23 protein-coding genes and 1 pseudogene are annotated in these 24,721 nt (G+C 71.7%); 18 read left to right on the top strand and 6 right to left on the bottom strand.

From position 1 onward, the window contains the following. Nucleotides 1-79 precede the first annotated feature (79 nt). From BLV39_RS07295 to BLV39_RS07265, 7 genes are all read left to right on the top strand, one after another. Complete coding sequence (locus BLV39_RS07295) at nt 80-976, top strand: MurR/RpiR family transcriptional regulator (protein ID WP_090788648.1); 897 nt, start codon at nt 80-82, stop codon at nt 974-976. After that, nucleotides 973-1,734: a sugar isomerase domain-containing protein gene (locus tag BLV39_RS07290; protein ID WP_090788645.1), complete on the top strand. Its 762-nt coding sequence runs from the start codon at nt 973-975 to the stop codon at nt 1,732-1,734. The genes BLV39_RS07295 and BLV39_RS07290 overlap by 4 nt, the downstream gene beginning before the upstream one ends. 22 nt (nt 1,735-1,756) lie before the next feature. After that, nucleotides 1,757-3,172 carry an N-acetylglucosamine/diacetylchitobiose ABC transporter substrate-binding protein gene (gene ngcE / locus BLV39_RS07285; RefSeq protein ID WP_090788643.1) on the top strand — a complete coding sequence of 472 codons (1,416 nt, stop codon included), beginning with the start codon at nt 1,757-1,759 and terminating at the stop codon, nt 3,170-3,172. Nucleotides 3,173-3,174: 2 nt separating this feature from the next. After that, nucleotides 3,175-4,089: a carbohydrate ABC transporter permease gene (locus tag BLV39_RS07280; protein ID WP_090788641.1), complete on the top strand. Its 915-nt coding sequence runs from the start codon at nt 3,175-3,177 to the stop codon at nt 4,087-4,089. Beyond that, nucleotides 4,086-4,895, top strand: a complete 810-nt coding sequence (locus BLV39_RS07275; RefSeq protein ID WP_090788639.1) for a carbohydrate ABC transporter permease — start codon at nt 4,086-4,088, stop codon at nt 4,893-4,895. The genes BLV39_RS07280 and BLV39_RS07275 overlap by 4 nt, the downstream gene beginning before the upstream one ends. 78 nt (nt 4,896-4,973) lie before the next feature. Then, entirely contained in the window at nt 4,974-6,143 is a 1,170-nt protein-coding gene (locus BLV39_RS07270) for a family 16 glycosylhydrolase (protein ID WP_090788637.1), read from the top strand. A 19-nt stretch (nt 6,144-6,162) separates the two neighbouring features. Further along, a complete protein-coding gene (locus BLV39_RS07265; protein WP_090791234.1) occupies nt 6,163-7,107 on the top strand; it encodes a DUF2332 domain-containing protein in 945 nt (314 codons plus the stop codon). Here the strand turns inward: BLV39_RS07265 and BLV39_RS07260 are convergent. Next, nucleotides 7,097-8,185, bottom strand: a complete 1,089-nt coding sequence (locus BLV39_RS07260; RefSeq protein WP_143049667.1) for a hypothetical protein — start codon at nt 8,183-8,185, stop codon at nt 7,097-7,099. The two genes, BLV39_RS07265 and BLV39_RS07260, sit on opposite strands and share 11 nt — an antisense overlap. An 89-nt stretch (nt 8,186-8,274) precedes the next feature. Further along, nucleotides 8,275-9,186 (bottom strand): GNAT family N-acetyltransferase, encoded by a 912-nt coding sequence (locus tag BLV39_RS07255; protein WP_090788633.1) that lies wholly within the window; start codon nt 9,184-9,186, stop codon nt 8,275-8,277. A 55-nt stretch (nt 9,187-9,241) separates the two neighbouring features. On the opposite strand from BLV39_RS07255, the gene BLV39_RS07250 reads away from it, so the two are divergent. Then, nucleotides 9,242-9,679: a GNAT family N-acetyltransferase gene (locus BLV39_RS07250; protein ID WP_090788631.1), complete on the top strand. Its 438-nt coding sequence runs from the start codon at nt 9,242-9,244 to the stop codon at nt 9,677-9,679. On the opposite strand, the gene BLV39_RS07245 is transcribed toward BLV39_RS07250, so the two are convergent. Both BLV39_RS07245 and BLV39_RS07240 read right to left on the bottom strand, forming a co-directional pair. After that, on the bottom strand, nt 9,672-10,334 hold the full coding sequence (locus BLV39_RS07245) for a response regulator transcription factor (RefSeq protein ID WP_090788629.1): 663 nt from the start codon (nt 10,332-10,334) through the stop codon (nt 9,672-9,674). The genes BLV39_RS07250 and BLV39_RS07245 overlap by 8 nt on opposite strands. Then, complete coding sequence (locus tag BLV39_RS07240) at nt 10,331-11,602, bottom strand: sensor histidine kinase (protein WP_090788626.1); 1,272 nt, start codon at nt 11,600-11,602, stop codon at nt 10,331-10,333. Before BLV39_RS07240 ends, BLV39_RS07245 begins: the two co-directional genes overlap by 4 nt. Before the next feature lie 116 nt (nt 11,603-11,718). Here BLV39_RS07240 and BLV39_RS07235 point away from each other — a divergent pair, with 116 nt between their 5' ends. Then, complete coding sequence (locus tag BLV39_RS07235; RefSeq protein ID WP_090788624.1) at nt 11,719-12,210, top strand: PH domain-containing protein; 492 nt, start codon at nt 11,719-11,721, stop codon at nt 12,208-12,210. Beyond that, nucleotides 12,207-13,589: pseudogene (locus tag BLV39_RS07230) on the top strand (PH domain-containing protein); the annotation flags it as partial. The gene BLV39_RS07235 and the pseudogene BLV39_RS07230, both read left to right, overlap by 4 nt. Nucleotides 13,590-13,607: 18 nt before the next feature. Here the strand turns inward: BLV39_RS07230 and pdxR are convergent. Next, entirely contained in the window at nt 13,608-15,005 is a 1,398-nt protein-coding gene (pdxR, locus tag BLV39_RS43990; protein WP_090788620.1) for a MocR-like pyridoxine biosynthesis transcription factor PdxR, read from the bottom strand. Nucleotides 15,006-15,052: 47 nt separating this feature from the next. On the opposite strand from pdxR, the gene BLV39_RS07220 reads away from it, so the two are divergent. Both BLV39_RS07220 and BLV39_RS07215 read left to right on the top strand, forming a co-directional pair. Beyond that, complete coding sequence (locus BLV39_RS07220) at nt 15,053-16,366, top strand: FAD-binding oxidoreductase (RefSeq protein ID WP_090788618.1); 1,314 nt, start codon at nt 15,053-15,055, stop codon at nt 16,364-16,366. A 104-nt stretch (nt 16,367-16,470) separates the two neighbouring features. Further along, complete coding sequence (locus tag BLV39_RS07215) at nt 16,471-17,892, top strand: trypsin-like serine protease (RefSeq protein WP_239083743.1); 1,422 nt, start codon at nt 16,471-16,473, stop codon at nt 17,890-17,892. A gap of 59 nt (nt 17,893-17,951) precedes the next feature. Here BLV39_RS07215 and BLV39_RS07210 read toward each other — a convergent pair whose 3' ends face one another. Next, on the bottom strand, nt 17,952-18,956 hold the full coding sequence (locus BLV39_RS07210) for an ADP-ribosylglycohydrolase family protein (protein WP_090788614.1): 1,005 nt from the start codon (nt 18,954-18,956) through the stop codon (nt 17,952-17,954). A 118-nt stretch (nt 18,957-19,074) separates the two neighbouring features. Here BLV39_RS07210 and BLV39_RS07205 point away from each other — a divergent pair, with 118 nt between their 5' ends. From BLV39_RS07205 to BLV39_RS07180, 6 genes are read left to right on the top strand one after another with little or no spacing between them, the layout of a single operon-like run. Further along, on the top strand, nt 19,075-19,926 hold the full coding sequence (locus tag BLV39_RS07205) for an STAS domain-containing protein (protein ID WP_090788612.1): 852 nt from the start codon (nt 19,075-19,077) through the stop codon (nt 19,924-19,926). After that, complete coding sequence (locus BLV39_RS07200; protein ID WP_090788610.1) at nt 19,926-20,345, top strand: STAS domain-containing protein; 420 nt, start codon at nt 19,926-19,928, stop codon at nt 20,343-20,345. Before BLV39_RS07205 ends, BLV39_RS07200 begins: the two co-directional genes overlap by 1 nt. After that, the gene (locus tag BLV39_RS07195; protein ID WP_090788608.1) at nt 20,342-20,761 is read left to right on the top strand and encodes an ATP-binding protein; all 420 of its coding nucleotides are present in this window, start codon (nt 20,342-20,344) and stop codon (nt 20,759-20,761) included. Before BLV39_RS07200 ends, BLV39_RS07195 begins: the two co-directional genes overlap by 4 nt. Continuing rightward, nucleotides 20,749-21,768 (top strand): SpoIIE family protein phosphatase, encoded by a 1,020-nt coding sequence (locus BLV39_RS07190; RefSeq protein ID WP_090788605.1) that lies wholly within the window; start codon nt 20,749-20,751, stop codon nt 21,766-21,768. Before BLV39_RS07195 ends, BLV39_RS07190 begins: the two co-directional genes overlap by 13 nt. Then, nucleotides 21,768-23,114 carry a sensor histidine kinase gene (locus BLV39_RS07185; RefSeq protein WP_090791232.1) on the top strand — a complete coding sequence of 449 codons (1,347 nt, stop codon included), beginning with the start codon at nt 21,768-21,770 and terminating at the stop codon, nt 23,112-23,114. Before BLV39_RS07190 ends, BLV39_RS07185 begins: the two co-directional genes overlap by 1 nt. Next, entirely contained in the window at nt 23,101-24,657 is a 1,557-nt protein-coding gene (locus BLV39_RS07180; protein ID WP_090788602.1) for a SpoIIE family protein phosphatase, read from the top strand. The genes BLV39_RS07185 and BLV39_RS07180 overlap by 14 nt, the downstream gene beginning before the upstream one ends. Nucleotides 24,658-24,721 lie beyond the last annotated feature (64 nt).

The following is a 24,721-nucleotide window of genomic DNA, read 5'->3' as shown; positions in this document are numbered from 1 at the left end:
TATGTCAAACATCTTGACGGGAGTGCCTCAATGACAATAATTTTGTTCACCACCGAGTACGAACGAAAGGAATGACCGCATGGCCGAGACCGGGCTGTTGGGCCGGGTGCGCACCGAGCTGCCGACGCTCCCCGATGCCCTCCAGCGGGTCGCCGAGCAGATCCTCGGCGAGCCCGAGGAGACGGCGCGGACGACGATCGTCGACCTCGCCGAGCGTGCCGGCACGTCGACCGCGACCATCACCCGGTTCTGCCGGTTGTTCGGCTACCGCGGCTACGCGGAGCTGCGGGTCGCGGTCGCCACCGAGACCGGCCGTGCCGCGCAGGCCCGCTGGGACACCGACATCGACCACGACATCACCCCGGACGCACCGCTGGACCGGGTGCTCGACGTGGTCGCCAGCGCCGACGCCCGGGCCATCCAGGACACCGCCGGCCGGGTCGACCTGGCCGCGGTCGAGCGGGTGTCGGCCGCGGTCGCCACGGCGCAGCGGGTCGAGCTGTTCGGCCTGGGCAGCTCCGGCAACGCCGCCCGGGAGATGGCGTTCCGGCTCGAGCGGATCCGGGTGCCCTGCTGGCACCGCTCCGACCCGCACACCGCCCTGACCAACGCCGCGCTGCTCGGGCCGGGCGACGTCGCGATCGGGCTGTCGCACAGCGGCCGGACCCGGGAGGTGATCGAGGTGCTCAGCGAGGCGGCCGACCACGGCGCGCTGACGGTGGCCATCACGTCGTTCCCGCGTTCGCCGCTGTCCGAGATCGCCGACGTGGTGATGACCACCGCCGTGCAGGAGACCACCTTCCGGCTCGCCGCGCTGTCGGCTCTGCACAGCCAGCTTCTCGTGCTCGACCTGATCTACGTCGCCGTCGCGCAGCGCACCTACGAACGCACCACCGAGGCGTTCGAGGTGACCGCCCGCGCCGTCGACGCGCATCGCCTGCCCCGCAAGCGCACCCGAACACCGGAGGGATCATGACGATCGGCGCCGAAAGCTATCTCGCGGCCGTCACGGCCGCGATCGACCAGGTCGCGAAAACCCAGGGCGACGCGGTTCGCCGTGCCGCCGACCTGGTCACCACGGCGTTGCGCGCCGGCGGTGTGGTGCAGGCGTTCGGCGCCGGCCATTCCGAGGCGCTGGCGATGGAGATCGCCGGCCGGGCCGGCGGCCTGGTGCCCAGCAACAAGATCGCACTGCGTGACCTGGTGCTGTTCGGCGGCGCCGACCGTGAGGTGCTCGACGATCCGTTCCTGGAGCGCGACCCCACGGTGGCGCACCGGCTCTACGAGCTCGCGCCGGTCAAGCCCGACGACGTCTTCGTGATCGCCTCGAACTCGGGCGTCAACGGCGTCGTGGTCGAGCTGGCCCGGCTGGCCAAGGAGAACGGCCACGGCCTGATCGCGGTCACCTCGGTGGCGCACACCCGGGCGGTCCCGGCCAGGCACCCGTCCGGCGCGAAGCTGGCCGACCTGGCCGACGTCGTGCTCGACAACGGCGCGCCCTACGGCGACGCGGCGCTCAACGTCGGAGGCGACGACGGAGCGAAGATCGGCGCGATCTCCTCGGTCACCGGCGCTCTGCTCGCCCAACAGCTCGTGTGCGAGGTGGTGGCCCGGATCGTCGCGGCGGGTGAGACGCCACCGATCTACATCTCGTACAACGTGCCCGGCGGCGACGAACACAACCGACAACTTGAAGCGCGGTACGCCGGGCGCATCCGGCGTACCGCCTCTTAACCAGGAAGGCGAGGACACGCTAATGAACCCCTCTTCCCAGCTCAGACGTTACCCGACCAGACGTGCCGTGCTCGGTGCGGCGGTGGCCGGTGCGGCCCTGCCGGTGCTCGGCGGCTGCGTCACCGGCGGCGAGGACGACACCGCCGAAGCAGCCTCCGGCGCGAAGACGGCGGAGAACCCGCTCGGCGTGCCCGACAAGACCCCGCTCGAGGTGGTCATCTTCAAGGGCGGCTACGGCGACGAGTACGCGGTCAACGCGGAGTCGCTCTACAAACAGCGCTACCCGGGCGCCACCGTCGACCACAAGGGCATCCAGAAGGTCGGTGAGGCGCTCCAGCCGAGGTTCGTCGCCGACACCCCGCCCGACGTCGTCGACAACACCGGCGCCGGCCGGCTGGACCTGGCCACGCTGGTCGGGGCCGGCAAGCTGAGCGACCTGGCCGACCTGCTCGACGCGCCGTCGCTCGACGACCCGGCGAAGAAGGTCCGTGACACGCTGCTGCCCGGCGTGGTCGACGACGGCACGTTCGACAACAAGGTCCAGACGCTCAACTTCACGTACACCGTCTGGGGTCTCTGGTATTCGAAGCCCTTGTTCGACAAGCACGGCTGGACCTTCCCGACCACCTGGGACGCGATGCTGGCGCTCTGCGAGCAGATCAAGAAGGCCGGCGTCGCGCCGTGGACCTACCAGGGGAAATACCCGGAATATCTCAACGACCCGCTGCTCGCGATGGCGGCCAAGGCCGGCGGGCCGGATCTGGTCAAGGCGGTCGACAACCTGGAGCCCAACGCCTGGAAGCAGCCGGGCCTGGTCGACGCGGCCTCGGCGATCGCCGAGCTGGCCGGCAAGGGCTACATCCTGTCGGGCAGCGAGGCGCTCTCGCACACCGAGGCGCAGGCGGCGTGGTCGCAGAGCCAGGTCGCGATCATCCCTTGTGGATCGTGGCTGGAGGCCGAGCAGAAGGGCATCACGCCCGACGGGTTCGACATGGTGATGGCACCGGCACCGGCGCTCTCTTCGGGCGACAAGCTGCCGCAGACCGCGCTCCAGGGGGCCAGCAGCGAGTCGTTCATCGTGCCGGCCAAGGCGAAGAACCCGCGCGGCGGCCTCGAGTTCCTGCGCATCCTGTTCTCCACCACCGCGGCCAAGCGGTTCGCCGAGCTCAACAGCACGATGCCGAGCGTGGCCGGTGCGCTGGAGGGGCTGACCCTGAGCAGCGGCCTCGGCTCGGTGAAGACGGCGGTCGACGCGGCCGGTCCCAACACCTTCACCTACCGGTTCCGGACCTGGTACGCACCGCTGGCCAAGGCGGTCGACGACGCCACCGGTGAGCTCGCCACCCGGCGGATCACCCCGGCGCAATGGTCCGACCGGGTGCAGAAGGCGGCCGACGCCGTCGCCACCGACACCGCGGTCAAGAAGTACCAGCGGTAGCGATGACCCAGGACCGGCATGGCCGATACCGCTTCCTCGCGGGCGCGATCCTTCCCGCGCTGGCGTTGTACGCGGTGTTCGTGCTCTCCCCGTACGCGCAGGCGTTCTACCTGTCGCTGACCGACTGGACCGGCGTGTCCGGCCAGGTGAACTTCGTCGGTCTCGACAACTTCACCCGCCTGTTCGGCGACCCGCTGTTCCTGGCGGCGTTGCGCAACAACGGGTTGATGCTCCTCGTCGTGCCGGTGGTCACCATCGCGCTCGGGCTGCTGCTAGCGGTCCTGGTCACGTTCGGCGGGCGCCGCGGGTCGGCGATCCGTGGCGCCTCGACGTACCAGACCGCGTACTTCTTCCCGCAGCTTCTGTCCTTGCCGATCATCGCGTTGCTCTGGCAGTTCGTGTACCACCCCAACGACGGCCTGCTCAACGGGCTGCTCCGGGGCATCGGGCTGGACGGCCTGGCCCGCACCTGGCTCGGCGACCCGCACCTCGCGCTGTGGGCGGTGATGGCGGTGCTGGTCTGGTCGTCGGTCGGCTTCTACATGGTGCTGTTCGCGGCCGCGATGGGCTCGATACCCGCGGAGCTCATCGAGGCGGCGACGCTGGACGGCGCCGGGCGGCTGACCACCCTGTGGCGGATCGTGCTGCCGTTGCTGCGCGACACCGTGCAGGTGGCGTTCGTCTACCTCGGCGTGCTGGCGCTCGACGGGTTCGCGGTCGTGCAGGTGATGACCGTGGGACCCGGCGGCCCCGACAACGCCACCGAGGTGATGGGGCTCGGCCTCTATCGCAACGCGTTCACATTCTCCAAGTTCGGCTACGCGGCCGCGATGGGCGTGACGCTCTTCTTCCTCACCCTCACGCTGGCTGTGCTGGCGATGCGGGCGGGCCGGCGCGAACGGGTGGAGCTGGCATGAGACGAGCACATGCTTTTCTGGTGGCCTGGGCGGCGGTCGTCACCTTGCCGTTGCTGTGGGCGGTGGTCAGCTCGCTCAAGACCGACCGGGAGATCCTCACCTCGCCCTGGTCGCTCCCGTCGACACCGCACTTCGACAACTGGTCGCGGGCCTGGAACCAGGCGGAGATCGGGCGGTACTTCGGCAACAGCGCGCTCGTGGTCGGCTGCGCCCTGCTGCTCACCATGCTGTTCGGTGCCACCACCGCGTACGCCCTGGCTCGCTATCCGTTCCGCGGCAACCGATTGCTCTACTTCGGCTTCGTCGCCGGCATGCTGTTCCCGGTGTTCCTGGCCCTCGTGCCGCTGTTCTTCGTGGTCAAGCAGCTCGGCCTGCTCGGCACGTACCCCGGGCTGATCCTGGTCTACACCGCGTACGCGCTGCCGTTCACCATCTTCTTCCTGCACGCGTTCTTCCGCACGCTGCCGACGGCGCTCGCCGAGGCCGCGTTCCTGGACGGCTGCTCGCACTGGGGCGTGTTCTTCCGGGTGATGCTCCCGCTCGCCCGCCCCGGCCTCGTCACCGTCGCCATCTTCAACTTCCTGGGCCTGTGGAACCAGTACCTGCTGCCGCTCGTGCTCAACCCGGACCCGGACCGCTACGTGCTCGCACAAGGGCTCGCCGCGCTGTCGGTGAGCCAGGGCTATCGCTCCGACTGGAGCGGCCTGTTCGCCGGCCTCACGATCGCGATGCTGCCGGTGCTGGCCGCCTACGTCATCTTCCAACGGCAAATCAGATCCGGCCTGACCGCGGGGGCGGTCAGGTAAACGCCCCGGCTCCATCACGCGCGCAGAGAGGCGTGCGTGTACCCCCTTGTTCGCTTCTGTCCTTTGAGGAGGAAGCTCATGTCCCGTGTTCCCAAGCTCTTAGGAGGGGCGGCGGCCGCCGGCCTGCTGGCCGCCGTCGCCGGCATCGCCGTGGTGAGCGCCGCCGGCCCTGCCTCGGCCGCCCCGTGCGGCGCACTGTTCGACGACTTCACCTACTCGTCGTCGAGTGACCCGGCGATCGCCGCGCGCAACTGGACCGTCCGCACCAACTCGGGCGGCCCCGGGGTGCCCGGCGCGTCCTGGCCGGCATCCAACGTCACGTTCCCGACCGTCGACGGCCAGAAGGTGCTCCAGTTGGCCGCCGCCACCGACGGCACGGCCGGCGGCACGTCGCACGCCGAGATGCTGCACCACCGCAAGTTCTTCGAAGGCACGTACGCCGCCCGCGTGAAGTTCGCGGACGCACCGGTGTCCGGCAACGACGGCGACCACCTGGTAGAGACGTTCTTCACCATCACTCCGCTGGACCGGCCGCTCGACCCGAACTACGGCGAGATCGACTTCGAGTACCTACCCAACGGTGGGTGGGGCGAGCAGGGCCCGATCTTCTACCAGACCACCTGGGAGACCTACCAGAACGAGCCCTGGCAGGCCGTCAACACCCACACCGAGCAGCGGCAGAGCTTCAACGGCTGGCACAACCTCCAGTTCAACGTGTCGGCCGGGCGGGTCAAGTACTACGTCGACGGCGTGCAGGTGGCCGACCACGGTGACCAGTACTACCCCGAGACCAACATGTCGATCAACTTCAACCTGTGGTTCATCGACCTGGCCACCCACACCGGCGGCCGCGCGGTCTACAACCAGCAGGTCGACTGGCTCTACTACGCGGGCAGCGAGGCGTTGACGCCGGCGCAGGTCGCCACCCGGGTGTCCGGGCTGCGCTCGGCCGGGACGGCGCACACCGACACGGTCGGCAACGGCAACTGCCCGACCAACCCGCCGACCCAGAACCCCACCAACCCACCCACGCAGAACCCGACCAACCCGCCGACGCAGAACCCGACCAACCCGCCTGCCAACTGCGCCGGCGCGCCCGCCTGGAACTGGGGAACCGTCTACCTCGAGGGCCAGCGGGTGAAGCACCCGAACCGGCAGGGCCAGCCGCACCTGTGGCAGGCCAACTGGTGGACGCAGGGCTCCGAGCCCGGCTGGACCGCGCAATGGCGGGACGTCGGCGCCTGCTAAATGCGCGATCATGGTGGTCATGACGACTGCCACGGTGTACGCGAAGTTCGCGGCGGGTGAGGCGCACGGCGTCTCACCCGCCTACGAACGGTTGGCGGAAACAGTGTCCGCGGATGAGGAGTTGCTCGCGCTGCTCGAACGGCTCCCCGAGGGCAAGCGCCAGCCCAACCTGCTCTTCGGCGTCGTGCGCTGGCTCGGCGGCCCCGTCGAGGAACCGGACACCTTCCGGGCGTACGTGCTGGCGAACTGGCCGACGATCGAGGCGGCGATGCGCTCCCGGGCGACGCAGACGAACGAGGCCGGCCGGTGTGCCGTGCTGCTGCCCGTGCTGGCCGCCCTGCCCCAGCCGCTCGCCCTGCTGGAGGTGGGTGCGTCGGCCGGACTCTGCCTGCACCCGGACCGCTACGCGTACCGCTACGGCGACCAGGTGGTCGGTTCCGGAGAGCCGCTGTTGGAGTGCGACGCCGCCGGCATCACCGTGCCGGCCGCGCTGCCGGAGGTGGTCTGGCGGGCCGGCCTCGACCTCAACCCGCTCGACGTGACGGAGCCGGCCGACGTGGCCTGGCTCGACGCGCTGATCTGGCCGGAGCACCAGCACCGGCGCGACCGGCTGCGGGCCGCCGTCGCGGTGGCCGCCGCCGACCCGCCGCTGCTCGTCCGCGGCGACCTGGTCGACGACCTGCCGGCACTGGCCGCCCAGGCGCCGGCGGACGCGACGTTGGTGGTCGTCCACAGCGCCGTTCTCTACCAGGTGCCCCAGCCGCGCCGGGACGCGTTCGTCGAGGTGGTGCGCGGGCTGCCCGGTCATTGGCTGGCCGTGGAGGAGCCCTGGGTGCTGGGATTCGACGACCTGCCCGCGCCACCGACCGACGGATTCCACAACGTGCTCGCCCTGGACGGCACGCCGCTGGCGTACACCCGCGCGCACGGCCAGGCGATGACCTGGTTCGGAGTCACACCCTGATCCGTACCCCCTGCGCGAACGCACCGCTGTGCAGTTCCAGCGTGGTCGGGTCGACGCCGGCGGGCAACGACCAGGAAAGCTGGGCCAACAGGCGATGCCCGGGCACCACCGGCGCGTCGAACACGTCACGGCCGCCGTTGGCCGCCCTGGTCGCCATCACGTCGGTCGCCACCAGCTCGCTGCCCGCGAACGCGAGCCGTTGCAGGTGCGGATGCCAGAACTCCGGCGCCGCGCTGTGGTTGGTCATTCCGACGACCGCGGTGCAGCGTTGCCCGCCACCTTGCGGAGTGCAGGCGAAGCGGTACGCGGTGAACTCGAACGTGCTCTCCCGCAGGGGTGTGCCGAGCGAGCCGGTGACCACCGGGCCCAGCCAACCGGACGCGGGCGTGCGTTGCGCCCCTGCGGCCGTTGACGCCAGTCTCGGAACCGCCAACGCCGCCGCCAGCACACCGAGGCCGACCAGCAGGACGATCGCGGTCAGCACGGCGACGCCGGCCCGGCCTTTGTCGGTGAGCGCCGCGACCCGCCGCGCCGCGCGTGGCCAGCCGTACCGGGCGAACAGGACGGACGCGACGACCAGCAGTGTGGCGAGTGCCGGCAGCCACCAGAGCTGCCACCGGTTCTCCTGACTCGCCGTCGGGCCGACGTCCGCGGGCGTCCAGACCGACGCCGAGCAGTCGACCGGCTGATCGGCCAGGCCGACGTAGGCGCACGCCGCTCCGGAGATCGACGCGGCGCGTTCCGGCGTGAACGTCGCGGTCAGTGTCGTGCTCTCGAACGGTCCGAGATGGACGGGCCACGCGAGGTCGCTCGGCGACCCCGGACCGGGCGAACCGCCCGGCCCGGGTGCCGGGCTCGTGGCCGTCACGCGGGCACCGTCCGGCACACTCTGCCGGACCGTCAGGTCAGTGTGCGCCTCGGTGCGGTTGCGCACCACGACGCGATACTCGGCTTCCTGGCTTCCGTCGCTGGTCATCGCCACGTCCACCTGGCTGGCGTCGGGCTGGGCCGCGGCGGGCGCCGCCGTGAAAGGCAACGCTGGTGCCAGGAGCGCGAGGGACAAGGCAGTACGAAGCATGGCCGATCTCCCCCCGTTATCCACGGTAGGAAGATCACCAGGCCCTCCGGCGCGAACCCCGGATCCGGGCCCGCGCCGCCGGGCCCGGGTTACTCTGCCAGCGTCTTGACAGCCGAGCGCTCGACGCCGATCGGCTTGTAGCCGAGCCACTCGTTGATCGCCAGCATCGGCTTGTTGACCTCGTCGTTTCCGGTGTATCCCGCTGTGAAACCGGCGTCCCGTGCTGCCCGGAATGCGACCGATTTGGCGATCTTCGCGAGGCCACGGCCCCGGTAGGCGCGTCGGGTGCCGGTGCCGGTCGACATGAAGCGCCCGGATTCCCGATCGGCGTAGAGGTAAGTCATCGTCGCCGGCTCGCCGTCGACCAGGACGACGATGCTCAGGTCGCGGTCGACGTTGGGGCCCTGCCAGACGTCTTCGAACCAGTCATCATATTCGACCTTGTCGAACGGGGTGTCGGAGGGCTCGTCGAGCATCGCCTCGACGTCGATGGCGAACACCGCCTCCGGGCCGACCTCGGCGGCCGTGGCGATGGTGACACCAGGCGGGATCGGCGGTGCCGGCGGCAGATCCGCGAGGAGCAGCCGCTGGTAGCGCCCTTCCTGGCTGAGCGTGTAGCCGTGCTTCTCGACGAACCGCAGCGTGTCGGGCTCGTCGACGGCATAGCCGACCACCTTGCGCCCGCCGACCGAGCGCAGGTGCTCCTCGGCCGCGGCCAACAACGCGGTGCCGATCCCCCGGCCGCGCGCGTCGGGCCGGACGATGACCGCCGTGCCGGCCGCGCCTTCTTCCGAGGTCCAGATATTGAGGTCGGCACGGGCGAAGCCGGCCAGGCCGTGCTCGTCGTCGACCGCGAACAGGGCGCCCTTCGCGTTGCGCGCCGAGAGCTGCCAGCCGTGCCGCAGCCCGCCGACGGTGTTGACCTGCCAGGGGAAAACCTGGGCGCGAATGGCGAGAAGGGGACCCGCGTCGTCGGGTGTGCCCGGCCGGATGGTCGTCATGCGACCTGTCTAACAGGGTGCGCAACCGGATTTCATTGATGGCACGATCGCCGGCATGGACATCTCCGTCACCCTCGCACCGGTCGACGCCGACAACTGGCGCGCCGTCGCGGGTCTCACCGTGAGCCCGGAACAGCGCGCCTGGGTCGCCGAGCCGGCGTACTACCTGGCGCTGTGCCACTACAGCCCGGTCGGCTGGCAGCCGTTGGCCGTCACCACCACGGACGGCGGCGTCGTCGGCTTCCTGATGTGGGCGATCGACCCGGAGGACGGCGCCGCCTGGCTCGGCGGCATCACTGTCGACACCGCGCACCAAGGCAAGGGCTACGGCCGGGCGGCGGTCAGCGCGGCCCTCGCCGAGATCGACGCGCCCAGCTTCGCGCTCTCCTACCAACCCGAGAACACGACCGCCCGCGCGCTGTACGCCAGCCTGGGTTTTGTGGAGAACGGGGAGAAGGAGGACGACGAGGTGGTCGCCAGACGGCCTAAGTAGCCTCGTCGGCGTCGTGGGCCAACAGCGCCAACTGAATGCGGTTCGTCAGGTCGAGCTTGGTCAGCGCGCTAGACAGGTGGGCCTTGACGGTGCCGACCGACATGTAGAGCCGCTCGGCGATGTCGCCGTTGGAGAGGCCCTCGGCGACGGCCGCGGCCACCGCCCGCTCCCGTTCGGAGAGCACCGCCAGCCGGGCCCGCGCCCGGTCCCGGCGCGTGCTGGCGGCCCGGTCGCCGCCGGCCGCGACGTGGTCGATCAACGTGCGCGCGACGCTCGGCGACAGCACGGGCTCGCCGGCGGCGGCGCGGCGCACCGCCTCGACGATCTGCTCCGGGGGCGTGTGCTTGAGCAGGAAGCCCGCCGCGCCCGCGCGCAGCGCTTCGACCACGGTGGCGTCGGCGTCGAAGGTGGTGAGCACGATGACCGCCGGGCCGGGGCCGAGCGCCCGGGTCGCCGTGATCCCGTCGACCACCGGCATCCGCACGTCCATCAGCACGACGTCCGGCTGGGTGCGGCGCACCTGGTCCGGCACCGACGAGCCGTCGACCGCCTCACCGACCACCTCGATGTCGTCAGCGCCACCGAGCATCAACCGCAGCCCGGCGCGCACCAGCGCGTCGTCGTCGACGAGCAGGACCCGCACCGGTCGGCTCATACGGGCCACGGTAGCCGGGTGATTAGACGGAAGCAGCCCTCGTCGGGGCCGTGCTCCAGCGTGCCTCCGTCGAGGGCGACCCGCTCGGCGAGCCCGGCCAGCCCGACACCGGCGCCGGGTATGGCGCTGACCGGCGCACCGCCGACCGGCAACGGGTTGCGCACCGTGGCCACCACACCGTTGCCGGGCGTCCCGGTGACCGATACTTCGACCGCCGTACCCGGTGCGTGCTTCCGGGCGTTCGTGAGTCCTTCTTGGACGGTGCGGTAGACCGTGCGCTGCACCGCACTGCGCAGGGTCTCGGTCGGCTCGCACTCGACGGTGACGGTGACGCGTTGCCCCACGGCCTCGGCGTCCGCGACCAGGCGCTTGATGTCGCCGATCTGTGGCTGCGGTGGTCCGGCGTCCGCCGGATCCGGTGCCTCGTCGCCGGTGCGCAGCACCGCCAGCACGTCGCCGAGCTCGACCAGCGCGCGCCGGGCGTTGCCGTGGATGACGTCGATGGCGGCGCCGACGTCGGAGGCCCCCAGCGGCCGCCCGGCGCCGGCCTCGGCCTGTGCACTCCGGTAGGACAGCGCCCCGGCGTGCACGGAGATCAGCGAGATGCGGTGCGCGAGGGTGTCGTGCATCTCCCGGGCGATCCGCTCCCGTTCGGCCCGGCGCGCGTCGGCCAGCCGCCGCTCGTGGTCGCGCGCCGCCCATTCGGCATCGCGGCGCAGGCTGGCCATCACCTGCCGGCGGAACCGGACGGCCATCCCCCAGGCCAGCGGCGTGACGAACATCAGGAACACGATCACGACCATCGCCTGCCACGCCACGTTCGGCGGCGGATGCGCGAAGCTGAACCAGAGCGACGGCACCAGAAAGGCGTCTGCCACGAGCACCGCGGCCAGCCAGCCCCGGTGCACGGCGACGGTGAGTACGACCACCAGCGCGGCACCCAGCGTGCTGTCGCCGATCAGGTAGGCCACGAGCACCAATCCGGCCACCACGAAGGGGACCCGCCGCCGCCACCACAGCGCGATGCAGGCCGCGAAGCTGACGAACGGGTCGACCGTGTGGAACCACTGCGGGACCGCGTCGCCGTAGTAAGGAGCCCCGCCGGAATCGAGCACCAGGAAGCTGAGCGCGAAGAGGAAAAGCGCCGCGTCGGCCACCCAGTCCCGGGCGGTGCGGCGCCGGCGCGGCTCGTCGACCGAGACCCCCGCCAGCTCCGCGGGCAGCAGCCACCGCGGCGAACGGAAGGGCTTGGGCCGGGTCGCGCTCATGCCGCGAGGGTACGACGCACACCGCACGTCGCTCGACCAGTAATCCTGGCCGACCGGCCAGGCCCGCTAGCCGATGGATAGCTGCGCGGGTGGCGATCGTGCCCCACCCTGTGCGCATGGGGGAACTCGGACTGTATCCACCTCGTCACCGCGTCGCGCGCAAGGCCGTGCTCTGGTGGACCCTGCGCGAGGTGATCGGCGCCGTCGTGCCGCTCGCCGCCGGGCTCGTCGTCTTCGCCTTCGTCGAGTCGTCGCGATCCTGGCTCGGCCCACTGCTGATAGCGCTGGCAATCATCGATGTCGTGCACGCCGCCGTCGTGCCCTCCCTGCGCTACCGGGTGCACCGGTGGGAGGCGACCGACGATGCGGTCTACGCGCTGTCCGGATGGTTGGTCCGCGAGTGGCGCGTCGCGCCGCTGTCCCGGATCCAGACCGTCGACGCCACCCGCGGCCCGCTGCAACGTTTGCTCGGGCTGGCGACCGTGACTGTCACCACCGCGTCGGCGAGCGGCCCGGTCGAGCTGGTCGCCCTCCCCGACGCGGAGGCGACCGAGGTGGCGGCCCGGCTCACCGCGATCGTGGGCCGCACGGCTGGTGACGCGACATGACCTGGCAGCGGCTCGATCGCAAGGTGATCGCGGTCGACCTCGTGCGGGCCGCGGTCTCCCTGGTGCCCACCGCCATCGCGGCGGGCGTGCTCGGACTGGAGCCGGGCGATGCCTGGCCGGCGATCGTGGTGGCGGTGATCGGCGTTCTGCGGGCGGCGGCCGACCTGGCCAGATGGGCCACCACCCGATACCGGATCACCCCTGACCGCGTCGAGGTGCGCAGCGGCCTGTTCGTCCGCAACGAGCGGTGGATCGCCCGCGACCGGATCCGCAGCGTCGGCAGTGACGCCCGCCTGACCAACCGGCTGTTCGGTCTGCGGGTCGTCACGGTCGGCGCCGGGTTGACCGGAGTCGCCGGCGCGACCGCGGCCCTGCGCATCGACGCGGTGTCGGCCGCGACCGCCCTGCGGCTGCACGAGATGCTGGACGCGACCGCCGAGCAGGCCGAGCCGGGACAGCCGGGGCAGCCGGCACCGCCCGCCGGCCAACTGCTGGCCAAGTTCGAGCCGAGCTGGATCTTCTACAACGTGCTCAGCATCTGGGTCGTCTTCGCCGGTGCGGGCCTGTCCTGGGGCGGCTACTGGCTGGGCCGGCTGTTCGGCTACGACGCGCTCGAGCACGCCCGCGACCTGGCCGGGGGCGCGCCCATCGGGTGGGTCATCGCGCTCGGCGCGCTCGGTTTCCTCCTCGTCGGCAGCGCCGGCCTCGTCGTCGGGTTCGTCACCAGCCACTGGAACTTCCGGCTGACCCGCAATCCTGGCGTCCTGCGCACCACGCAGGGCCTGTTGCGCACCGCTTCGGTGGACCGCGAGAAGCACCGGGTACGCGGCTTCCAGATCCGTGAGCCGCAGATCTGGCGGTGGCTCGGCGTCGCCGAGAGCAGCCTGATCACCACCGGCGTCAGCCTGTGGAGCCCCACTGCCGGTGCGACCATCCTGCCCCGCGGCCCGGTCTCCGTCGCCCGGGCGGTCGCCGCCGACATCCTGCGAACCGACGCACTGACCCGGCCGTTGCGCCCGGCGCCGCCCGCCGCGCTGCGCCGCCGGCTCGTGCGGGCGCTGTTCTGGGCCGCGGCCGCGACGGCCGTCGTGATTGTCGCGGGCGGACCCTCCCTCGCCTGGGTCTTCCCCGCCCTGCTGGTGGTCACCACGGCCGGCGCGGTGCTGGCGTACCGCAGCCTCGGTCACGCCGTGCACGACGGCTTCCTGGTGGTCCGCTCGGGCGTCGCCACGCGGCAAACGGCCATGCTGCGCCGACGTGCGGTGATCGGCTGGCGGGTCAAGCAGTCGTTCTTCCAGCGCCGGCTCGGGCTGGCCACGGTGATCGCGACGACGGCGGCCGGGCAGGGCGCCTACACCGCGTACGACATCGCCGCCTCCGACGTCGCCGACCTGGTCCTAGTGGAGAGCGGCGGCCAGCAGGGCGAGCCCTTCCTCGATCGCGGGCGGGTCGAGGGTGGCGTACCCGAAGATCAGTCCGGCGGGACCGGGACTGAGCCGGTAGCGGCCGACGCCGCCCACACCGACCCCGGCGGCGCGGCCGGCGACGATGACCTCGTCCTCGGTGAGCCCCGACGGGAGCCAGGCGACCAGGTGCAGGCCGGCCGCCACTCCGGCGGGCCGGAACCCGGGTAGGTGCCGCGCCAGACCGGCCAGCAGGGCGTCCCGGCGGCGCCGGTAGACCGGACGCATCCGGCGCAGGTGCCGGTCGAACTCGCCGTTCGCGAAGAAGTCGGCGAGCGCGAGCTGGTCCACGGCCGACGAGCCACGGTCGGCCTTCACCTTGGCCGTGGCGAGCTCGTCGACCAGGCCGGCCGGCGTGACCAGCCAGCCGATCCGCAGCCCGGGCGCCAGCGTCTTGCTCGCCGTGCCCGCGTAGATCACCCGGTCCGGGTCGAGGCCCTGCAGAGCGCCGACCGGCGCGCGGTCGTAGCGGTGCTCGGCGTCGTAGTCGTCCTCCACCACGACCGCGTCGTTCTCCCGCGCCCAACGCTGCACCGCCGCCCGGGCCGGCGGCGGCAACACGCCACCGGTCGGCCACTGGTGGGACGGAGTCAGCACCAGCGCGTCGGCCGACACCCGGGCCAGGGCCGACACGTCGACGCCGTCGGGGCCGACCGGCACGCCGACCACCTCGAGGCCGGCGGCCCGCGCATGCTCCCGGGCATCGTCGTCGGGTGACGGGTCCTCCACGGCGATCCGGCGGGCGCCGCGCCGGGCGAGCACCTGCACGACCAGCGCGATGCCCTGCGCGAACCCGTTGGTGACGACCACATCGGACGGTGTCGCGTTGGTGCCACGGACGCGGTTGAGATAGTCGGCCAGCGCGAGCCGAAGCTCCGGCACGCCCCCGCCGCTGGCGTAGCCGAACCGGTCGTCGGGCGCGTGGGTCAGCACCCGCCGCAGCGAACGCAGCCAGGCCGCCCGCGGGAAGTGCGCGACGTCCGCCCGGCCGTACCCGAAGTCGATCCGGACCTCCGCTGCCTGCCGCACCGGCGCCCGGGGCGGCACCGGCGACGGGCCCGCCGCGACCCGGGTGTATCCGCCGGGCCGACTGCTCAGGTAGCCCTCGGCGACAAGCTGCTGGTACGCCTCGACGACGATGCCACGGGACACCCCGAGGTCGGCCGCGAGCGCCCGGGTGGGCGGCACGGACGCACCCAACGGCAGTCGGCCCGAGCGGACACTCTCGCGGATCGCCGCCTCGATCTGGCGATGCAGCGCGACGGGGGCGGCCCGGTCGAGCGGAATCATCAGGTCGCTCGCGGCTCCGGAATTGGTCCAGGATCCCACCATGGAATCGGAGCTTATTCTCAGTACCGATTCTTGACACGGTGAGTGACATGACGACGACATCCCTCACCGGCCAGGTCCTCCACCCCACCGACGCCGGCTACGACGAGGCGCGTTCCGTCTGGAACGCGATGGTCGACCGCCGGCCCGCCCTGATCGTGCGCTGCGGCACGGTCACCGACGTGGTCAACGCCATCCGCCACGCCCGCGAGCACGACCTGGAGATCGGCGTCCGGTGCGGCGGCCACAGCGTGCTCGGGCTCGCGGTGCCGGCCGGTGGCCTGATGATCGACCTGACCCCGATGGGCGGCGTGACGGTGGACCCGCGTACCCGCCGAGCCCGGGTCCAGGGCGGCGCCCTGCTCGGCGCCCTCGACCGGGCGGCGCAGCGCCACGGCCTGGCCACCACGGCCGGCAACGTCTCGCACACGGGCGTCGGCGGTCTCACCCTCGGCGGCGGCATGGGCTGGCTGGCCCGGCGGTTCGGGCTGTCGTGCGACAACGTCGTGTCCTTCGAGGTGGTCACCGCCGACGGAGCCTTGGTCACCGCGAGCCGCACCGAGCACCCGGAGCTGTTCTGGGGCCTGCGTGGCGGCGGTGGCAACTTCGGCATCGTGACCTCGTTCGAGTTCCAGCTCCACGAGATCGGCACCCGCGCCCTGCTGGCCAGCTACCTGTTCGACCCCGCCGACGGGGTCGCCGTGTTGGAGGGCTGGCGGGAGCTCAACGCGGTCGCACCACGGGAGGCCACGTACTTCGCCTCGATCGGCGCCGACGGGGTCGACGTCGGCTTCGTCTGGGTCGGTGACCCGGAGCGGGGGCGTCGGCTCACCCGGGACCTCGCCGGCCTCGGCCGGACCCGCCGCGAGACCGTCCGTGAGATGTCCTATCTGGACCTTCAGACGATCGACGACGCCGTCGACGGCCACCACTTCCGCCGCTACTGGAAGGGGCTCTACCTAGACCGGCTGCCCGCCGAGGCGGCGGCCGCGCTGGTCGAGCGCGGCGACGGCGCCGAAGCGCTGCGGCCCACGATGTCATTGCAGGCCTACGGCGGCGCGATCCAGGACGTGCCGGAGGACGAGGCCGCGTACGGGCAACGGGGCACGCTTTTCGAACTTGTCGCGGCAGCGCGCTGGGACGACCCGGCCGAGGACGCCGACCGGATGGCGGCTGCCCGCAGCGCGGTCGCACCACTGACGGCGTACTCCAGTGGGATGTACCTCAACACCCTCAGCGACGAGGGCGCCGCCGGCGTCCGGCGGGCCTTCCCACCAGCGAAGCTGGCCAGGCTGGCGGCCCTGAAGCGGAGCTACGACCCGGCCAACGTCTTCCACCTGAACCAGAACATCGCTCCGGCCTGACGCATAACCATCACTTGGCACTACCCGTCAAATCGGGATGACCGATCATCGATCGAAGCCGGTAGATTCCCCGGAAACTCACAAGGTTCGATGGGGAGGATCACTTGTCCCGACTACGACGGATGACGCTGGGCGTCGTCGCCGCCCTCGCGATGGTGGCCGGGGGCGGGGCACTCGCCGCACCGGCCAGCGCGGCACCCGACCCGACACCAAGCCCTTTGATCGTCGGCGGCACGCTGGCCGCGCAGGGCGAGTTCCCGTGGATGGTGCGGCTGTCCATGGGCTGCGGCGGCGCGATGTACACGCCCAGCCTGGTGCTCACGGCCGCGCACTGCGTCGGCGCCACCGGCAACAACTCGTCGATCACGGCGACCTGGGGCGTCGTCGACCTCCAGGACTCGAGCCGCACGACGCGCACCTCCAACTACGTCTACCGGGCGCCCGGCTACAACGGCGACGGCAAGGACTGGGCACTGATCCGGCTGTCCAGCCCCATCAGCGCCAGCCCGCTGCTGAAGATCGCCACCGACACCTCCCTGCACAGCGGCTCGTTCACCGTGGCCGGCTGGGGCGCGACCACGCAGGGCGGCGGCCAGTCCCGCTACCTGCGCAAGGCCACCGTGCCGTTCATCAGCGACGCCACCTGCGCGGCGCAGGGCGGCAGCTACAGCGGGCTGATCGCCAACGAGGAGATCTGCGCCGGCATCCTCCCCGGCGGTGGCATCGACACCTGCCAGGGTGACTCGGGTGGCCCGATGTTCAAGCAGAACTCGAGCGGCGAGTGGGTGCAGGTCGGCATCACGTCGTGGGGCATCGGCTGCGCCCAGCCGAACGCGCCCGGCGTCTACACCGAGGTGCGCTACTTCGCGGCCGACATCCTCGCGGCCGCGGTCTCCCTGGGCGGCGGCCCGCCCGGTGGCGGCGTCGCGGTCGGCAACCCCGGCAACCGGTCCTCGACGATCGGCACGGCGGTCTCCGCGACGCACGGCGCCTCCGGCGGCACCGCGCCGTACACGTGGTCCGCGACCGGTCTTCCCCCGGGCCTGTCGATCTCGTCGTCCACCGGCACCGTCACCGGCACGCCGACGACGGCCGGCTCCTACGGCGTCACCGTCACCGCGACCGCCTCGGCCGGCGGATCGGGTAGCACCTCCTACACCTGGACGGTCAACCCGGTCGGAAGCTGTGGCGCGATCACCAACGGCACCGACCTGAGCATCCCGGACGTGTCCACCGTGGAGAGCACGATCACCGTCTCCGGGTGCGCGGGCAACGCGTCGAGCACCTCGACGGCCGAGGTGCACATCGTGCACACGTACCGCGGTGACCTGGTCGTCACCCTGGTCGCCCCGGACGGCAGCCTCTACACGCTGGCCAACCGGACGGGTGGCAGCGCCGACAACATCGACCAGACCTTCACGGTCAACCTGTCGAGCGAGGCTCGCAACGGCGCATGGAAGCTGCGGGTACGCGACGCCGCGTCCGCCGACACCGGCTACCTCAACTCGTGGACGCTGACCCTCTGATCCACCGATGATGGCCGGGTGACCGCCGAGTCGGCCCTTACGGGCCCTACTTCGATCGGTTACCCGGCCATCTCTTGACCGGCGTGCGGGAACTGCCCCGCCAGGTCGTCGGCCACCTTGATGATCGTGTCCCGGCCTTCCACGCGAAGCACCCAGTCCGCGGGCAGCGCCGCTTCGCCGTGCCACGCGCCGAGCAGGTTGCCGGCGATGGCCGCGGTCGAGTCGCTGTCGCCGGAGTGGTTGGCCGCGACCAGCAGCGCCCGCCGCACGTCGGTGGGGTGGGCCAGCGCCGCGTAGACGCCGATCGCCAACGCCTCCTCGGCCACCCAGCCGCCACCGAGCGTCTCCACCCGTTCCGGGGTCGCCGCCCGGTCCAGCGTCAGCGCCTGCTCCAGGGCCGCGGTGACCTCGTCGTGCTTCGGCCGTTGCCGGAGCAGTCCGAGCGCGCCTTCGACCGCCTCCACCAGCCCCCGTTCGGCAAGCACCATTTCGTGCGTGATCGCGGCGAACGCGCCCGCCGCGAGATAGCCGGACGGATGCCCGTGGGTCTGCACCGCGCACTCGACCGCGGCGGCGAACGCTTCCTCCACCGTCCATCGTGGATCCAGACCGAACGGCGCCGACCGCATCACCGCGCCACAGCCCTTGGAGTCCGGGTTCGCCGGGTCGGCCAGCGTGCCCATCCGCCCCGACTCCAGGCCGGAGAGGCAGGCATTGCCGGGCGCGCGGCGCGCGTAGAGAAAGGCGTGGCCGGCCAGCCCGCCATCGGCGTCCGGCGGCGGTGCGGGCCGGCGCTGGGTGTCCAGCCAGCGCAGATGGGCCCGATGGACGGCAGGGGCGACGTCCTCGCCGCGTACGCCCGCCCGGATCAGTCCTTCGGCGGTGAACAGCGTCATCTGGGTGTCGTCGGTGATCAGAGCCGGATCGCCGAGCAGTTCGGTCAACCCGTCTGGGCCAAATCGTGCCCGAATTCGGTGCATCGAGAGGAATTCGACCGGATTGCCCAGTGCGTCCCCGATCGCGCCGCCCAGCAGACAACCGCGTACCCGTGACCGATATGACATCCGAATGATCCTAGATCGCAAGGTAGTTGCTGCCAGGCACGGAATTGACGCGGCGGTGGTAGCGTCTGCCCGGCTGCCGCCCTCAGAGCGGCCGGCTCGTTTACCGGGGAGGGTACGGATGGGGCTCACCGCGGAGGAGAGCAGCCGCCTCGCGGCGCTGCTCGACACCAACGCCGAGAAGTTGACGGCGAGCTGGACCGACACGGTCACGGCCTCCCTGCGCGGCCGGCTGACCAGGGCCGAGCTGCTCAGGCAGGTGAACGATCTGCACGGGGCGATCGTCGAGGCACTGCGCTCCGCCGACTTCGACCTGACCGCCGGCGGCTCGGGCTCCCTGCGCGCCGCCCTAGTCGACCTGTCCCGCAGCCGAGCCCGGCAGGGGTTCAGCGCATCCGAGACCGCGGTCACCGTGTTCGCGCTCAAGAGGGCGCTCTTCGACGTGGTCGACGTGCGCAGCGCCGACCCGCAGGTGCTCGGCGACCTGATCGCGGCCGGCCTGATGATCGACGACCTCGGTCTGTTCACCTTCGAGAACTACGCCAAGACCCGCGAGGAGTTGATCGCCGACCAGGCCGAGCAGCTCCTGGAGCTGGCCACCCCGGTGGTCAAGCTGTGGGAGGGCGTGGTCGCGATCCCGCTGGTCGGCACCCTCGACTCGGCCCGCGCGCAGGTGGTCATGGAACGGCTGCTGGAGACGCTGGTCGACACGAGCTCGCCGTACGCGATCATCGACATCACCGGCGTGCCCGCCGTCGACACGCAGGTCGCACAGCACATCCTGAAGACCGTGGTGGCAGCCCGGCTGATGGGCGCCGAGTGCATCATCTCCGGCATCCGCCCACAGATCGCCCAGACGATCGTCGCTCTCGGCATCGAGTTCGGCGACATCGCCACGAAGGCGACGCTAGCCGACGCGCTGCGCCACGCCCTGCGCATGATCGAGGCGAGCCGCAAGGGCCGGAGCAACTGATGGAACGCGTCCCGGTTCTCAAGATCGGTGACATCCTGCTCGTCTCGATCCAGGTCGACATGCAGGATCAGACCGCGCTGGCGCTGCAGGAAGACCTCGCCGACCGGATCGTCACGACCGGCTGCCACGGCGTGATCATCGACATCACCGGGCTCGACATCGTCGACTCGTTCGTCGGCCGGATGCTCTCCTCGATCGCCTCGATCTCCCGGGTGCTCGACGCCGAGACGGTGGTGGTCGGGATGCGCCCGGCCGTGGCCATCACGCTGGTCGAGCTCGGCCTCTCGCTGGACGGCATCCGCACCGCGCTCAATGTCGAGCTGGGCATGGAGCTGCTGGCCCGGGCCCGCGCCGCCGAGTCCGACGATTTCGATCTCGATCTCGACCTCGACGGCTTCGGCTCGTCGGCGACACCGTGACCACGGACCTCGGGCTCGGCGAGCCGCAGGTCCTCACCATCGCCGCCGACCAAGACGTGGTCCGCGTGCGCCAGTTGGTGCGCACCCTCGCGGTCGCGACGAAGCTGTCGCTGGTCGACCAGACCAAGCTGGTCACCGCCGCGAGCGAACTGGCCCGCAACACCCTCGTCTACGGCGGCGGTGGCGGCGCCGAGGTGACCGTGATCGACGGTGGCCGGCGTAAGGGCATCCGGATCGTGTTCAGTGACGACGGCCCCGGCATCGCCGACCTCGACCTGGCGCTGACCGACGGATACACCACCGGTGGCGGGCTCGGCCTCGGGCTCAGCGGCGCCCGCCGGCTCGTCGACGAGTTCGACATCGACACGGCGGCCGGCCAGGGCACCCGGATCACCGTCACGAAATGGGCGCGGTAACGGTGACCCGCGACAGCGGGCTCGTCGACGGCGGACTCTGGTTCCGGCTCGAGGAGCCCAGCGCGGTCAGCGCGGTCCGCCGGGGCGCACAGGATCTCGGCACCGAGGTCGGTCTCGACGCCAAGCACCTCAACGGGCTCGGGATCCTCGCCACGGAGCTGGCCAGCAACCTGGTGAAGCACGCCGACGAGGGCCGGTTGCTGGTGCGACCGGTGCGCACCGACGACGTCGCGGGCATCGAGCTCGTCGCGATCGACGCGGGGCCCGGAATGGGCGACGTCGCGCGGTCGGCGCGGGACGGGCACTCCACCGCCGGCACGCTCGGCATCGGTCTCGGCGCGATCGCCCGCCAGGCAAGCTGGCTCGACATGATCTCGTTCGCGGGCCGCGGCACGGTCTCCGTCGCGCAGGTCTGGCCCGGCCCCGCGCCGGCACCCGCCCGAGCGACCGGGATCAGCCGGGCGATGAGCGGTGAGGAGGTCTGCGGCGACGGCTACGCGGTGCGCGTCGTGGACGGCCACACCCAGGTGCTGGTCTGCGACGGGCTCGGGCACGGGCCGTTGGCGGCGGCCGCGACCGCGGCGGTGGTGCAGGCGTTCCACACCGCTCCCGCCGGACCGCCCGCGGCAGTGGTCGAACACCTGCACCGTGGCGTCGGGCACACCCGGGGCGCGGCCGTCGCGGTCGCCCAACTTGGCGACGAGCAGGTGCGGTACGCCGGACTCGGCAACATCGCCGGGTTCCTCGTCGACGACACCACCCGGCGCGGCCTCGTCTCGCTCCCCGGCATCGCCGGCCACCAACGCCGCACCGTCCGCGAGTTCGGCTATCCGGCCGGTCCGGGCGCGCTGCTGGTCATGCACTCCGACGGCGTGGTCGACCGGTGGAACCTCGACGACTACCCGGGCCTGCGGGGACGTTCGCCGCAGGTGGTCGCCGCCACCCTGGTGCGCGATGCGGGCGTGCGCCGGGACGACGCGTGCGTGCTGGTGGCCAGGGCCGGCTGATGAACAACCGCCTGCTGCACCTGGTGCTGCGTACCGAATCCGATGTGTTCGTGGCCCGGCAGCGGGCCCGCGAGGTGGCCGCGGCGGTCGGCCTGGAGCACCAGGACCAGGTGCGGCTGGCGACCGCCCTCAGCGAGATCGGCCGGAGCCTGTTCACCACCCGGGGCGGACCGCCAGCCACCGGCGCCGAAGTGTGGTTCGCCGTCAACAGTGGGAAACTTGAGGTGGAGGTCGTCGCGGTCGGCCCGAGTCAAGCGGCCCAGCTGCCCAGCCTCGGCCGCCTGGTCGACAGCCTGACGATCGACGACGGACCGACGACGACGGTGGTGCGGATGAGCCGGCGGATCCCGGGCGGGGTTGACCTGACGCCCGATGACCTCGACCGCATTCGCGCCGCCCTGGCCGCATCGGCGCCACGCACGCCGCTCGACGAGATGGCGGAGCAGAACGAGCAACTGCTCGCCGCGCTCGAGGAGACCCGCGCCCACCGCGACGACCTGGCCCGGCTCAACGCCGAGCTGGAGGAGACCAACCGCGGCGTGATGGCGCTCTACAGCCAGCTTTCCGACGAGCTGGAGGAGACCAACCGCGGCGTGGTCGCGCTCTACGCCGAGCTCGACGAGCGGTCCGCCCAGCTACGCGCGGCGAGCGAGGCGAAGACCCGGTTCCTGGCCAACGTCAGCCACGAGCTCCGGGCGCCGGTGACCGCGGTGATCGGCCTCGCCCGGCTGCTCGACGACCCGGAGTCCGACCCGCTGACCGACGACCAGACCCAACAGGTGTCGCTGATCCGCGGTTCCGCCGACGACCTGCTGCGCCTGGTCAACGACCTGCTCGACCTGGCCAAGGCCGAGTCGGGCACGATCGAGCCGGACTGGTCCGAAGTGGACCTACGTGTGCTGTTCAGCCAGCTTCGCGGCACCGTGCGGGCGATGGCGACCGGCGCGGTCGAGCTGGTGGTGACCGACCCGGAGCAGCCCGCGACGATCCGCTCCGACGAGGTGCTGATCGCCCAGGTGCTGCGCAACCTGCTGCACAACGGGCTCAAGTTCACGGCCGCCGGCGAGGTGCGGATGACCGCGACGCGCGACGGCGACGGCTGGCTGATCCGGGTCGCCGACACCGGCATCGGCATATCGGCGGAGCTGCACGACCGGATCTTCGAGGAGTTCTACCAGGTGCCCGGCCGCTCACCGTCCGGGATGAAGGGCACGGGACTCGGCCTGCCGTACGCCCGGCGCCTGGTCACCCTGCTCGGCGGCACGCTGACCGTGGCCAGCGAGCCCGGCGCGGGCAGCACGTTCACCGTCCGGCTGCCGGCGGCGGGACACGATGGAGCATCCTGAGTCCGCCACGGTGCTGGTCGTCGACGACAGCGACGCCAAGCGCTACCTGCTCGTCCGCTGGTTGACCCGGGCCGGGCTCACCGTGGTCGAGGCCGACAGCGGCACGGCCGCGCTGGAGCGGGTCGGGCAGGGCGACATCGACCTGGTCGTGCTCGACGTGCGGCTCGGCGACATGAGCGGCTTCGAGGTGGCCGAGCAGATCAAGTCGCGTCCGACGCTGGCGGCGATCCCGGTCATCCATGTGTCGGCGCACGCGGTCGACGTCGCCGACCGGGCGCAGGGGCTGACCCGGGGCGCCGACGCCTACCTGGCCGAGCCGATCGAGCCCGACGAGCTGGTGGCGACCGCGCACGCGGTGCTGCGGTACTACCGGGCCCGTCGGCAGGCCGAGACGCTGGCCGTGGGGCTGACCCGGTTGGCCGAGACGACGGTCGCGGTCAACTCCGCGCGTACGCTCACCGAACTGTTGACGGCGGCCGCACTCGGGGCGGCCGAGATCTTCGGCAGCGGCGCAGTGGTCGCGGCGGACACGGTCACCGCGGGCAGCTCCGCCGGCGACCGCCTGGTGGCCGCGGTCAACGGTCCGACCGGTCCGCCGGTCGTCCGGGAATGGCCCGCCGTGGCGACCATAGTGCCGGTCGGCGCACTGGTCCACAGCGACCCGCGCGAGCAGTGGCCGCAGCTCGATTGGCCGGGCGACGAGGTGGCGGTCGGCACCGCCCGGCTGCGCGACGACCGCCCGCCGCTGCACGTGGCCGTCCCCGCGGCCGTGCTGCGCGACCAGGCCGACGTACTGCGGCTGCTGGTCCAGGCGGTCGCGGCCGCGGTCGAGGCGCAGCGGACCTACGACGAGGAACACCGGATCGCGCTCACCCTCCAGCGCAGCCTGTTGCCGCAACGGATTCCGAAGGTGCCGGGCTACGACCTGGCGGTCCGGTACGTGCCGGCCAGCGCGCAAACCGAGGTCGGCGGCGACTTCTACGAGCTGACGATGATCGACGGGAAGCTGTTGGCCGCGATTGGCGACGTCACCGGCCACTCCCTCTACGCCGCGACGGTGATGGCCGAACTGCGGCACGCGGTCCGGGCGTACGCGGTCGAAGGCCACCAGCCGGCGGCTTTGCTGGCGCTGACCGATCGGTTGCTCCGCAAGCTGCTGCCGGGCGAGCTTGCCACCATCTGCGTGCTGATGCTCGACCCGGCGACGGGCCGGATCCGCCTGGCGAACGCGGGTCACCTGCCACCCGTGCTGGTCGTCGACGGCAAGGCGACCTTCGTCGAACACCCGGCACCGCTGCTCGGCATCGACGCGCCCCGCCCCGGCGACCTCGACCTGGTCCTCCCACCGGGCGGCACCCTCGTCCTCTACACCGACGGCCTGATCGAACGCCGGACCCACGACATCGACCACGGCCTGGCGGCGCTCGCCGTGGCCGCGGTCGACGTCGGCCCGGACCTGGAGGCCTACGCCGACCACCTGCTGGCCCTGGCCACTCCCCCGGTCGGCGACGACATCGCCGTAGTCGCCCTGCACCGCCGCTGAAGCAAGGGCCCCTTGTTAACGCTTTTCGCAGGGCAAGGGACCCTTGCTAACCAGCGAGGTGGTG

The organism is Asanoa ishikariensis (assembly GCF_900107455.1).
Lineage (GTDB): Bacteria > Actinomycetota > Actinomycetes > Mycobacteriales > Micromonosporaceae > Asanoa > Asanoa ishikariensis.
The sequence above is the reverse complement of the archived record's forward strand: the minus strand, read 5'-3'. Positions and strand labels throughout refer to the sequence as shown.

Coding starts and splice junctions, on each gene's coding strand:
- BLV39_RS07275 (WP_090788639.1), top strand. CDS start 4,086: ATGAGACGAGCACATGCTTTTCTGGTGGCCTGGGCGGCGGTCGTCACC.
- BLV39_RS07180 (WP_090788602.1), top strand. CDS start 23,101: ATGGAGCATCCTGAGTCCGCCACGGTGCTGGTCGTCGACGACAGCGAC.
- BLV39_RS07185 (WP_090791232.1), top strand. CDS start 21,768: ATGAACAACCGCCTGCTGCACCTGGTGCTGCGTACCGAATCCGATGTG.
- BLV39_RS07280 (WP_090788641.1), top strand. CDS start 3,175: ATGACCCAGGACCGGCATGGCCGATACCGCTTCCTCGCGGGCGCGATC.
- BLV39_RS07235 (WP_090788624.1), top strand. CDS start 11,719: ATGGGGGAACTCGGACTGTATCCACCTCGTCACCGCGTCGCGCGCAAG.
- ngcE (WP_090788643.1), top strand. CDS start 1,757: ATGAACCCCTCTTCCCAGCTCAGACGTTACCCGACCAGACGTGCCGTG.
- pdxR (WP_090788620.1), bottom strand. CDS start 15,005: ATGGTGGGATCCTGGACCAATTCCGGAGCCGCGAGCGACCTGATGATT.
- BLV39_RS07245 (WP_090788629.1), bottom strand. CDS start 10,334: ATGAGCCGACCGGTGCGGGTCCTGCTCGTCGACGACGACGCGCTGGTG.
- BLV39_RS07265 (WP_090791234.1), top strand. CDS start 6,163: ATGACGACTGCCACGGTGTACGCGAAGTTCGCGGCGGGTGAGGCGCAC.
- BLV39_RS07290 (WP_090788645.1), top strand. CDS start 973: ATGACGATCGGCGCCGAAAGCTATCTCGCGGCCGTCACGGCCGCGATC.
- BLV39_RS07270 (WP_090788637.1), top strand. CDS start 4,974: ATGTCCCGTGTTCCCAAGCTCTTAGGAGGGGCGGCGGCCGCCGGCCTG.
- BLV39_RS07295 (WP_090788648.1), top strand. CDS start 80: ATGGCCGAGACCGGGCTGTTGGGCCGGGTGCGCACCGAGCTGCCGACG.
- BLV39_RS07240 (WP_090788626.1), bottom strand. CDS start 11,602: ATGAGCGCGACCCGGCCCAAGCCCTTCCGTTCGCCGCGGTGGCTGCTG.
- BLV39_RS07210 (WP_090788614.1), bottom strand. CDS start 18,956: ATGTCATATCGGTCACGGGTACGCGGTTGTCTGCTGGGCGGCGCGATC.
- BLV39_RS07250 (WP_090788631.1), top strand. CDS start 9,242: ATGGACATCTCCGTCACCCTCGCACCGGTCGACGCCGACAACTGGCGC.
- BLV39_RS07205 (WP_090788612.1), top strand. CDS start 19,075: ATGGGGCTCACCGCGGAGGAGAGCAGCCGCCTCGCGGCGCTGCTCGAC.
- BLV39_RS07260 (WP_143049667.1), bottom strand. CDS start 8,185: ATGCTTCGTACTGCCTTGTCCCTCGCGCTCCTGGCACCAGCGTTGCCT.
- BLV39_RS07255 (WP_090788633.1), bottom strand. CDS start 9,186: ATGACGACCATCCGGCCGGGCACACCCGACGACGCGGGTCCCCTTCTC.
- BLV39_RS07190 (WP_090788605.1), top strand. CDS start 20,749: ATGGGCGCGGTAACGGTGACCCGCGACAGCGGGCTCGTCGACGGCGGA.
- BLV39_RS07200 (WP_090788610.1), top strand. CDS start 19,926: ATGGAACGCGTCCCGGTTCTCAAGATCGGTGACATCCTGCTCGTCTCG.
- BLV39_RS07220 (WP_090788618.1), top strand. CDS start 15,053: ATGACGACGACATCCCTCACCGGCCAGGTCCTCCACCCCACCGACGCC.